The organism is Salibacterium aidingense DSM 18341, assembly GCF_000429685.1.
Classification (GTDB): Bacteria; Bacillota; Bacilli; order Bacillales; family Marinococcaceae; genus Salibacterium; species Salibacterium aidingense.
Map to the genome: position 1 here is coordinate 37,062 of NZ_AUCI01000025.1, position 10,920 is coordinate 47,981.

Consider the following 10,920-nt stretch of genomic DNA (forward strand, 5'->3'; position numbering starts at 1 on the left):
GACATGGGAAAAGAAATAACTCTTGGTGATTTTGATACGATTCTTTCGGAAGGAGGGCCGTGGCAGATTGGCGGCTTTCCTCTGCCCGACGGTTCCTTCTGGACATATAGAGAGCCGGAAGCCGTCGTTATTGTGCGCAATGGAATGCTGTATGTCCGGGCCCCGCTCAGCCGAAAGCATGACCAAATTCAAATACTCGACAATGCAAAACATATGTACTATTCAAAAGAGCCAATAGAGGTTCCCGAAAACGGAGAAGTCAGCTTTGAATTTCAGATCCGGGCCCGCACCCAGGACACCGTCCCCGGCGATTTGTATGACGGCTATGTATCGGTCAACCTGCTTGATTTCACGACCGGAGCTGCGCTCGATTTCTTTGCTTCAAATGATCAGTATTCCTCCGTCTACGGCGTCCTTCCGTTTCCAAATGTAGAAGTTCCGGAAACCAGTCAGACCAAATACTTTTGTATTTTCAAGGAAGACACCGCCCATTTTGAAGAGCAGGCCTTTAACACCTACAGGATTACGTATAACCGCGGGAACGATGAAGTGATTTACAGCGTAAATGGGAAAGAAGTACGGCGGGAGGAAAACGTTCCCCTTAAATTCAACCAATTCACTGTAGCTCTCGGCATTATGACCGAAAAAGACCTAACCCCTGAAGGCAGCGTATCCGTTCACGGCCAAACCGTCACAGGCGAATGGTCCCCCATAAAAGTAACCGTAGAGGAATAATCTTAAACACTCCACTTTTTGGAGTGTTTTTCTCTTGCGTTTCTTTTTCTCTGCCTCTGTGAGAAAATGAATGAAGAAAAAGGATGAAAAAGGAAGATGGTACGATGTCACGACAGCAGGCTTATGTATGTGCTACCGCGGGAGCAGCGATGTGGGGCCTCATTGGCTTATTCGTACAGGCCCTTTACCACGCAGGCTTCACTCCATGGCAGACCGTCGCGGTACGGGCTGTTTTTTCCGCTTTATTAATCGTTGGCTTTCTTGCTGTTCGCCGCCCTCATCTCTTGAAAATAAACATAAAAGACCTCCCCTATTTTATCGGAACCGGCATTATCAGTATTGTGTTCTTTAACTGGTGTTATTTCACGGTAATGGAGGAGGCTTCCTTATCTTTGGCCGTGGTTCTCTTATACACCGGCCCTTTATTTGTCACCCTTCTTTCCCGTGTTCTTTTTAGAGAGTGGCTGACACATCGGAAAATGATTTCTCTTTTTCTAACCATGACCGGCTGTGCCTTCACCGTCGGCCTGCTTCCCTCTTTTGAAACCAGCCTCTCCTTCTTTGTTATTCTGGCAGGACTGGGTTCAGGTTTCTTCTATGCCCTTTACAGCGTTTTTGGAAAATATGTCAGCCGCCGGTATTCGCCGCTGACCATCACGGCCTACTCCTTTATCTGCGCCAGCTGTTTAATGATACCTGCCGGCGGTTTGATGCATCAGCTCCCGTTGTTCGCCGATCCGGCAGTCATTCTTTATGCTGTGGGCCTTGCGTTTGTGCCGACCGTGCTTGGCTATATCTTATACACAAGCGGGCTGACATATATTGAATCAAGTCGTGCCTCTATTTTGACCACGATCGAACCGGTTGTTGCCATTATCATTGGTGTCACTGTTTTTGGCGACGTTCTTGGCGGGTGGCAGATTCTTGGGATCCTGCTTGTGCTTGCTTCGATATTTGTAATTTCCGAACGGGAAAAAGAACGATCTCAAAAACCTGCCGATGCTGCAGAGTCTCTAAAAAGCTGACCTTTCCTGGTCAGCTTTTTCTCGTTCTTTTCTCATAGGACCATGCCATGAAAATATTGTATTTTTTTCTATCCTTTTGCATCCCACAGCTTTTTTTGGTTTAATATAAGAACAAACGTTCGATTTCCTGGTTGTTTTTCACCGGGGGCTTTTGTCTTTTGATAATAAGAATGATCGAAAGGAGGGTCTTATGTTTGGAAAAAGAACTTTCCGAATTGCGCGGACGCTGCCGACAGCTTGATCAGTTTATGGAAGACCATCCTTCATTATGGGAACATTCTGTGATCCGCCGATTCATCAAAGACCCGCACCGCCGCTCATTACTTGCGGCCGCAGTGTGTACACCAACGAAAAAGAACAGGGAGTTGTTAAACCAAGCCTTTTATTCCTTTTACGGTGAAGCCAAATTAACGTCCTATATCATAAAAACCCTGCATTGGCGCGCTGTCCGTTATGACCAAAAAAAGCAGCAAACGACTTTCCGGCAGCCGTTAATATTAGACCAGCCCGCCGGAGGGGAACAGGCCGGCTCAAGAAGGGATTCTATCGTTTCGATGGATACCCTTCATATGGAAGAAGATATGCTGGAACAAAGCCTGGATTTAAGACATTCTATTACCCACCCCTCTTTATATATGGCTTTTAATCATTTGACCCATCACCAGGAAGCGATTTTGCAAAAAAAATATAAAGAAGGCTGGTCTGACACCGAAATAGCAAAAGAATGGCATGTTTCGCAGCAGGCGGTTTATAAAACAAGACAAGCTGCACTGGATAAATTAAGAACGTACCTGAAAAGGGGAGAATGCGAATGATGAATGTCATGAATGCCGCTGGATTTGTTCAGGTGCTTGCCAATTTTGGATTTCCGATCGTCATTACTTTTTATCTGCTGTTCCGGTTTGAAAAAAGATTGGAACAGATGGAAAAAGCGTTTCATCGAAATGCAGAACGAGCCCACCGCCATTTTTACGATAAGGAGGACTAACCTAATGATTACCATGGAACTGATTACACTGGCCAAACAGCACAATGAAGATGCTGTATTTCAGATTGTAGAGCAATTCGAACCGTTTATTCAGCAATCCCTCAAACAGACGAATCCACAGGACAGAGAAGATTTACGCCAGGAGCTGAGATTATCCTGTATCGAAAGCATTCACGCGTTTCAAATGGAAAGCGTCCCCGGGTTTTTTGAATTCTGCGAAAAAATCCAAACCGGGGATCGAGTATCGAAGCGGACTTAGTTCCCGGTGTGCGGACATTTATTCCGTTATTGCTTAGATTTTTTCTCTTTTGAAGGCGGAAAGGGACATTTGTGCCGTTATTTCCCTTTTCCATCGTGAAAAAAGGGGCCTGGAGCCCGGATAGCGGAATAAATGTCCGAAAAAATGCCACGGACCAGTCATTCTGCCATTTAACGGAATAAATGTCCGTATGGGGCTCAGCTTGTTATATCACTCGAAACCTGGCGAAAAATATTTCTCTGCGCCAAATGGATTATCAAAGCTCAGCCAGATGTCTTAGAACAGAGGAAAAGCGGGTTACTCAACGGTCGTTGGCAGCCTTTATTCAAGATTGGAGTGCCTGGCGAAATAATCGTTATTTGTTTCTGTCCCCGTCTGTTCCTGGGCATAAATGACAAAAGCATCCAGCAGCAGATGCAGGCTTTGGTCAAATTGATTTCCAAGCGGCTGTATCGTATCTGGTTCTTCTTTTTTTCTGTATTTGGTAGCGGCGGGGATTTTTATCGTCTCGTTACTGACCTGGGCTAATGGAGATGCAGGATCCGTCGAAAAAAGCAGGACATAGGCGCCCGTTTCTTTCGCTTTCTCCGCAGCATTTAACAAGCCGGCTGTTTTTCCTGATCCCGACAGAACAATCAACGTGTCTCCTTGTTGAATACTCGGAGTAATCGTTTCTCCAACGACGTATACCTCGTATCCGCCATGCATCAGCCGCATGGCAAACATTTTTCCAGCCAGGCCCGAACGGCCTTCGCCCAGAACAAAAATTCTTCCATTATTATTGAGCTTCTCTGCTGCAGAAGACAACTGCTCCGTATTAATATTTCCTAAGACAGTCTGTATTTCGGTGCTTACCTTGTCCAAAATAGACGAGAAGGAGTTCATTCTTTCACCAGCCTTTTTATATTTTCTGCAGCTTCTCCCGGCTGATCCGCCTTGGTAATCGCTCCGCCGATAATAAATACGTCCGGGCGATATGGAAGAAGGTCCGGTATGGTCTTTTCATTAATTCCGCCGGCGACAGCCACGTCCCAGTGGGAATAATCCTGTAGTACGGAAAAATGTTCCCCCGAGACGCCGCCTTCTGTTTGCATGTCCTTGCCGATATGCAGAGAAACAAGATCTGCGCCAAGACCATCCAGCTCCGATAATCGTCGGGAATCGTTCACTCCCAGCAAATCGACCATCACTTTTTTATCAGAGACCGAAGCTTCCTCCAGAGCTGCGGTGATCGCTGCATCAGCTGAAAAAGCCATCACTGTCGTAATATCCGCTCCCGCATCCAGGGCCTGCCTTGTCTCTGAAGCAGCCGCGTCACAGGTTTTCATATCTGCCACAATTGTTTTTTCCGGGTAGGCTTCCTTCATATCCCGTACGATCTGCATACCGTATTCCTTGATAACTCCTGTTCCCATTTCAATCCAGTCCATCTGTTTTTCCACCTGTTCCATCAAAGAAAAACATTCATTTCTGGATAAACGGTCTAATGCTAATTGAAGTTTCATGCTGATCATCCTCTATCTTTCAATATGTTTTCGTTCGCCCATGGCGGTCTCGACTGCCTCCAGATAGGGGAGCCCCTCATTGTCCCCGGATACTCCTACTACGAGAGCCCCTACCGTGTTCGCAAACCGCAGGGAGTGTTCTACGTCAAAACCCTTCAGGAGGGAATATAACAATCCAGCATCAAATCCGTCACCTGCTCCGACGGTGTCCACCACCTTCACTGACTCAGCTTCCACATGAGTAACCGGCTCTGCCGGGAAGAGTCCGGTGGCTCCGTTTCCGCCTTTTTTCAAGGCGATATAGGAAATACCGTATTGCTGAAACGTTTGAAGATGCTCTTCATCAGACTGTTCCCCAAATAACAGATCTGCCTCTTCTTTTCCACTCATGATGATATCCACTTCCGGAAGAATGGAAAGCAGTGTGTCTCTTCCTTCTTCTTCCCTCCACAGTTTCAAACGGATATTGGGGTCCAGCGCGATCAGGACATTGTGCTTTTTAGCCAGTTCAATAGCCCGCCTGATAATACTAGGATTCTTTGGAGCCAGGGATAAAAAAACCCCGCTGATATATAAGACTCGAGCCTGTTTAATATAACTTTCCTGCATATCATCTGCCGTGATAGCTTCTGTCGGGGAAGGGAATCGATAATAAAAGGTGCTGCCAGAGCCATCCTCCATAATCTCTTTTACATTTAATGGAGTACGGTAGTTTTCCAGTAATTTTGTATGAGAAAGATCGACTCCTTCACCCCTCATATAGTTCAACACATACTGTCCGAATCCATCGTTTCCCAGACGGCTGATCCAGCCAGACCGCAGTCCGAGTCGTGCACAGCCGATGGCAAGATTTAATTCGGCCCCTCCTATTTTTCTTTCAAATTCATGAGAGAACATGAGAGGGCCTTTGGATTTCGGGTTCATTGTTATCATTCCATCACCAATTGAAATAACATCGAGCATGATTGATCCATCCTTATTTTTATCATTACAACATTTTCTACAAATTAAATGACTCAGGGAGCCACATTGCAATCTCCGGGATAAAGGCAATGATGCCTATAACAAGGAGAATCACCGTAATATACGGAATGGTGGCGTAAAACGAGCGTCCAATGGAAATTTCAGCTATTTTACTGGCCAGCAGCAGACACAATCCATACGGTGGTGTTACTAATCCAACAGCCAGACACATCATGACAATTAAGCCAAAATGTATCGGGTCCATCCCTAACTGCGTCGCTGTAGGCAGGACAATCGGGACGAATAAAACAATGGAAGGAATCGTATCCATAAACATTCCTACGAGTAGAAACAGCAATATAACAGCAATGACAAACATCCAGTCGAACGGCAGCGCATTGGCAAAAAAGTTTTCAATCGTTCTTGGTACACTATAATAACTGATCAGTCGTCCGAGCGATGTAGCCGTTGCAAGGGCGAACAGAGTAAGGGAACTCAATTTCAAAGTATCGTAGACAATGCCTGGAATCTCTTTCAATGAAATAGTTCGGTAAATAAAAAAAGAGAGAACAAAGGCATACAGACAGGCCAAAACGGCTGCTTCTGTCGGTGTCACAATGCCTCCAACAATACCTCCCAGTATAATAAATGGGGTGAGAAGAGGTGGAATACTCTGAAGACCCTTTACCAAAACCTCTTTTACTTTCAAACGCTGGTATTTTGGATAATTCCGGCGATGGGAAATAACCCCGACTAAGGCCATCAGCCCAAGGGCAATAGCTGCTCCTGGTATAATGCCTCCTAAGAACATCTTTCCTACAGACACTCCGGCCAGGCTCCCATAGATGACCATCGGAATACTCGGGGGGATGATCATCCCCATCGTAGAGGAAGCTGCTGTTACCGCTGCAGCGGTTTCTTTATGATAGTTTTCCTTATGCATGCTGGGAATCATAATTTTCCCGATACCGGCTGTGTCGGCTGTAGAAGCTCCGGAGATTCCCCCGAAAAACATGGAAACCACGATATTGGCATGAGCCAGCCCGCCTCTTATGTGGCCGACAAGGGCTACGGCAAACTGAACGAGCTTCTCAGAAATTTCCCCGCGGTTCATAATATTAGCTGCAAAGATAAAGAGCGGTACAGCGAGCAGAATAAAAGATTCCAGTCCGGAAAACATTTGCTGGACTACAGCTTGAAGGGGAATGGCATCCAACAGAAAAAAACCTATATAGCTGACAATGCCAATCACAAATGCTATGGGAACACCTAGGAACATTAACCCGAAAAATAATAAAACCAAAAATAAGCCGGTCATGATGGTTCCTCCTTCTTGTTTTTCCGATACGCCTGAATGTCCTCCAGCCAATTTTGAAGAGCAAAAAGGATAACACTTACTCCAGCAGCTGGGATGGCGAGCCATGTATACCCCTGCCTTACCTGCGGAAGGTTATTCAGCGTCCATCCCCAAAATTGTGTGGTTAACGTGTATCCATCGGTGATCATGACGATTCCAAAACCTATTATCAGAACATGAATCAAGGATTGAACCATCACAAGGGGCAGCCCTTTCATGTTATCGATCAACAATTCTACCGTAAAATGCCCTTTTTCCCGGACCATGACGGCCGTGCCCAAAAATACCATCCAGATAAAAGCGTAGGTCGCTATTTCAGAAGCCCACAGTACTTCAATACCGGGAATATATCGGGATGCCACCTGCATCGTGACACACGCAAAAAAAAGGAAGAAAAATAAGGCAGCCAATCGTAAATATAGCCCTTCTACCAGGGAAACAATCTTCAACACGTTTTTCACCCTCCTACCTGCCTTCATTTCTAAAGAGAAACATAAGGGAAAAGGCAATCCATCGCAATCCGCCTTTTCCCATTTCCACTTCCGCCTAGTTCTCTTTCATTTCCACGACTTGTTCATATTCTTCTACCAGATCAAGAGATTCCGCAGCGTTTTCCCGGACCTCCTCGGTTTGTTCAAAAAACGCTTCCTGTTCTACTTCATTAATCTCTACTCCCGCTTCCTCCATCGCTGCTTTCGATTCTTCCGCCAGTTCCTGATCCGTTTCCCGTTCTGTCTGCGTAGCTTCTTCCGCCGCTGTCATGACTGCTTCCTGCTGGGATTCACTTAATTGATCCATCACCTGGTCAGACGTAAAGAAAAGACGGGTGGTATAATCATGCTGCGTTAATGATATATTGCTTGCCACTTCATGATGACTAGCTAAATAGATATTAGTGAAATCATTTTCTGCCGCATCCACCACATTGTTCTGCAGAGCCTGATACATTTCGTCCCATGCTACGCTGGTGGGCTGTGCCCCGAGAGCCTCCCATGTATTAGTGACTACAGGGGAATCTTGTGTACGCAGGGACATGCCGTCCAGATCCGATGGGGTTTCAATGGGTTCTGCCCCATAATAATTCCGGACTCCCGCTGTCCAGTAGCCCAACACATCAAAACTGGTGTTACTTTCAATTTCGTTCGTTAAGGTATCCCCCACCTCTCCATCAATAACGGACTCCCAGTGGTCTCTGCTTTCAAAGAGATAAGGCATGGAGAAAAAGTCTACTTCCTGGACGGACTGCGCCATAAATCCCGGTGCAGCGGCAACTAAATCCACAGAACCAGTTTCCAGATTCTGTACAAGCTCGTCTTCATTTCCTCCCAAATCGCCATTCGTATGCACTTCTACAGTAACGGATCCGTCACTTTCCTCTTCCACTACTTCTTTGAATTTCTCAAAGCCGGCAGCAAATGCACTCTCAGAATCCAGCTGTGTCGCTGCAATTAAGTTAACCTGATCTTCTGTGCCGTTTCCGCCCTCTGCTTCTCCTTCTGATCCACCGCTACTGTTTTCATTGCCGCATGCTCCAAACAACAGGACACTTACTGTTAAAAAGGATACTGCCAACCACTTTGTATTCATCATGTTACCTCCTTCATCTTTTATATAGAGAAGATTCACGTATTTTAAGTTTCGGTTCAAATTCCTGCGTTTCTCCTACAGCCTGTTCTGCTTTTCCATTAATCCGCTGAAGTAATAGGTCTGCTGCTTTCTCTCCCATCTCATATGCAGGCTGTTCCACTGTCGTAATCGCCGGCGTAAAGAACTCTGAGAACTCCACCTCATCAAACGTGATAAGGGCCAGTTCATCTGGCATCGAGATATTTTGCTGTTTTAAAACCGGCAGAACGCTTTTCAGCACTCTGTCATTCCCGCAAATTACAGCTGTAGGCGGGTCTTTTGCCTCCAGCATAGCCGAAAATTTATCCTTTAAATGGTTCATATCACCACCGAATACATAGTTTTCCTTTATGCCGGCACCTTTGTCTTCTAACGCTTTGACATAGCCCTGATACCGCTCTTTTCTTGTACTTACGGTAAGAGGAGAGCTGATAAATGCTATATTTTCATGATTTTGATCCAGTAAATGCAGCGTCGCTTCATAACCGGCTTTTACATTACGCAGAGTCACCGTCGGAACCGAAAGCGTTTCCACTTTTCTGTCCAAAAAGATTAAGGGATACCGCTCTTTTACCAGGTCCTTATACAGTCCCTCATTTAAACCGGTAGGAATAATAATAAATCCGTCTACCTGCTTCGCTTTCAACATGTCTACATACTTTTTTTCCTTTTCCGGGTCGTCGTCCGCATTACAAATAATCGTATGGTATTCATATTGATGGCAGATATCTTCAATGCCCCGGGACACCTGTGTGGAAAATCGATGTAAAATGTTCGCCACGATAATACCGATGGTCGTTGTTTTTTTCTGCTTTAACCCCCTCGCCACAGCATTTGGCTGATATTCCAAAGAAATAATTGCTTCTTCTATTCTTTTCTTTGTGTCCTTTCCCATATGTTTGTAGCGGCCGTTCAGAAATTGGGAGACAGTACTTTGAGAAACCGAAGCGAGCTTCGCGACATCCTGGAGTGTTGGTTTTTTTATGACGACCCCCTCCTTCTATTCAGTAAATCGTTTTTGTAAATCGTTTTACTAACCAATTTGACCTCAGTGTAAAAGAAAGCGTATACATTTTTCAACCCTTTATTTTAGATTTCTTTTAAAAAAATTGATTTCCATTTAATAACAGGTAAATGTTTCATGTGAAACTTTTTTATTTTCTGAAACGAAAATTCATTTCCCCTCGTCTTATAAGAAGAGAGAATTTTCCTTTATTATTAATTATTTTTCACCCTTGTGACAGTGATATTAAAACTGTTTAACGGTTTAACAATTACCTTCCCGCTTGTTTTTCACTGCTTTATAATAAAAAAAGACAGATATTGGAACGCTGAATAGACTAGGATTTTTCTAAAAAAGGTGTTGGGAACAATGTTTTTCTATAAATTATTAAAATGGCTGGTACCTTTGTTCATCATTGGGTTTGCTGCTGCAGTGGTATATTTTTTCGTTACTCCTACATTCAGTCATGACTATAAACAGTTGACAGAACGAGTAGAAGTTGGGTTGAAATATACAAACCCGGAGGAAAATACGGTATATTTTCACCCCTATATTGAAAATCCGAATCCTTCGTCCGATCTTACCCTGACACACAGCCGAAATTTTATAAAAGTATGTGTGCTGAATAAAAACGGCGAAGTTCTTGAAAATTCTGTAACAATGCCGGAAGAAGAAACAAACTCAGAAGAAATGCTTCAAACCACCCTGGCCCCGGGGGAACAGGAACAGAATACGGATTATTATAGAGTGGAGTTTCCAGAGGAGGCAGATCGTATTCAGCTGACCTTTACCGGAGAAGTGGATGATGAATATGGCGTGGATGAAGTAGAAGAAATCATTGAAGTGAATATTGATTATTTAAATATATAATGGAAGCCATCACGATAACAAAGCAGGATTTTTACAGCTTTGACGCTGAGGACAATCCTGCTTTATTCTGTTAAGTAAAACGGACCTTAGAATACCGTCCAAAATCCGTCCTTTCACATACTCCTGCTTTTCTCTCATGCCAAAGCGGATAATACAGAAAGAGCGCCTTGCGGACATCTGTTCCGTTACATGGCCGAATGAGGGGACTGAAGGATGACGTAAAATATTTTGTGTAAGGAATGAGGGGACTGAAGGATGACGTAAAATATTTTGTGTAAGACTTGAAAGCATAAAAAAAGGTAGGGTACCCTTTGAAATAACACGAAAATTCATCAAAAGGAGGAACCCTACCTATGAGTCATAGTATAGGACAGAATTGGATCGAAAATCAACTGGATGATATGATACGCCCTTTCGTTAAAGAAAAAATGGAAATGATCATGAGAGAGGAAATGGAACAATATTTTGAGGTGGAGCATCCGGAACAAACGTATCAAAAAAATGGGTATTATAACCGCAACCTGGATACGAAATACGGGCGAATCTCGGATCTGCAGGTTCCAAGAGACCGGGAGAATCACTTCCAGAC

14 protein-coding genes are annotated in these 10,920 nt (G+C 44.5%); 7 read left to right on the forward strand and 7 right to left on the reverse strand.

Going from position 1 to position 10,920, the window contains the following annotated elements; genetic code table 11:
• Positions 1-3: 3 nt before the first annotated feature.
• From G475_RS0118475 to G475_RS27580, 5 genes are all read left to right on the forward strand, one after another.
• On the forward strand, positions 4-735 hold the full coding sequence (locus tag G475_RS0118475) for a DUF6081 family protein (protein ID WP_026702545.1): 732 nt from the start codon (positions 4-6) through the stop codon (positions 733-735).
• 104 nt (positions 736-839) lie between these two features.
• Positions 840-1,760 carry a DMT family transporter gene (locus G475_RS0118480; protein ID WP_026702546.1) on the forward strand — a complete coding sequence of 307 codons (921 nt, stop codon included), beginning with the start codon at positions 840-842 and terminating at the stop codon, positions 1,758-1,760.
• A gap of 194 nt (positions 1,761-1,954) precedes the next feature.
• On the forward strand, positions 1,955-2,575 hold the full coding sequence (locus tag G475_RS0118485) for a sigma-70 family RNA polymerase sigma factor (protein WP_026702547.1): 621 nt from the start codon (positions 1,955-1,957) through the stop codon (positions 2,573-2,575).
• Positions 2,572-2,748 carry a YvrJ family protein gene (locus G475_RS26920; RefSeq protein ID WP_233275814.1) on the forward strand — a complete coding sequence of 59 codons (177 nt, stop codon included), beginning with the start codon at positions 2,572-2,574 and terminating at the stop codon, positions 2,746-2,748. The genes G475_RS0118485 and G475_RS26920 overlap by 4 nt, the downstream gene beginning before the upstream one ends.
• A 4-nt stretch (positions 2,749-2,752) precedes the next feature.
• Positions 2,753-3,007, forward strand: a complete 255-nt coding sequence (locus tag G475_RS27580) for a helix-turn-helix domain-containing protein (RefSeq protein WP_035711862.1) — start codon at positions 2,753-2,755, stop codon at positions 3,005-3,007.
• Positions 3,008-3,328: 321 nt separating this feature from the next.
• On the opposite strand, the gene hxlB is transcribed toward G475_RS27580, so the two are convergent.
• From hxlB to G475_RS0118535, 7 genes are all read right to left on the reverse strand, one after another.
• Positions 3,329-3,892 (reverse strand): 6-phospho-3-hexuloisomerase, encoded by a 564-nt coding sequence (gene hxlB / locus G475_RS0118505; protein WP_026702548.1) that lies wholly within the window; start codon positions 3,890-3,892, stop codon positions 3,329-3,331.
• Positions 3,889-4,512: a 3-hexulose-6-phosphate synthase gene (gene hxlA / locus G475_RS0118510; RefSeq protein WP_026702549.1), complete on the reverse strand. Its 624-nt coding sequence runs from the start codon at positions 4,510-4,512 to the stop codon at positions 3,889-3,891. The genes hxlB and hxlA overlap by 4 nt, the downstream gene beginning before the upstream one ends.
• Before the next feature lie 12 nt (positions 4,513-4,524).
• Complete coding sequence (locus G475_RS0118515) at positions 4,525-5,475, reverse strand: sugar kinase (protein ID WP_026702550.1); 951 nt, start codon at positions 5,473-5,475, stop codon at positions 4,525-4,527.
• Positions 5,476-5,512: 37 nt separating this feature from the next.
• Positions 5,513-6,793 carry a TRAP transporter large permease gene (locus tag G475_RS0118520; protein ID WP_026702551.1) on the reverse strand — a complete coding sequence of 427 codons (1,281 nt, stop codon included), beginning with the start codon at positions 6,791-6,793 and terminating at the stop codon, positions 5,513-5,515.
• A complete protein-coding gene (locus tag G475_RS0118525) occupies positions 6,790-7,284 on the reverse strand; it encodes a TRAP transporter small permease (protein ID WP_026702552.1) in 495 nt (164 codons plus the stop codon). Before G475_RS0118525 ends, G475_RS0118520 begins: the two co-directional genes overlap by 4 nt.
• Before the next feature lie 94 nt (positions 7,285-7,378).
• Positions 7,379-8,419: a TRAP transporter substrate-binding protein gene (locus G475_RS0118530; protein WP_051302695.1), complete on the reverse strand. Its 1,041-nt coding sequence runs from the start codon at positions 8,417-8,419 to the stop codon at positions 7,379-7,381.
• Positions 8,420-8,432: 13 nt separating this feature from the next.
• Positions 8,433-9,443, reverse strand: a complete 1,011-nt coding sequence (locus tag G475_RS0118535; protein WP_026702554.1) for a LacI family DNA-binding transcriptional regulator — start codon at positions 9,441-9,443, stop codon at positions 8,433-8,435.
• Between the two features lie 387 nt (positions 9,444-9,830).
• On the opposite strand from G475_RS0118535, the gene G475_RS0118540 reads away from it, so the two are divergent.
• Both G475_RS0118540 and G475_RS0118545 read left to right on the forward strand, forming a co-directional pair.
• Positions 9,831-10,331 carry a hypothetical protein gene (locus G475_RS0118540; RefSeq protein ID WP_026702555.1) on the forward strand — a complete coding sequence of 167 codons (501 nt, stop codon included), beginning with the start codon at positions 9,831-9,833 and terminating at the stop codon, positions 10,329-10,331.
• Positions 10,332-10,684: 353 nt separating this feature from the next.
• On the forward strand, positions 10,685-10,920 hold a 236-nt coding region (locus tag G475_RS0118545), incomplete at its 3' end, for a transposase (protein ID WP_026702556.1).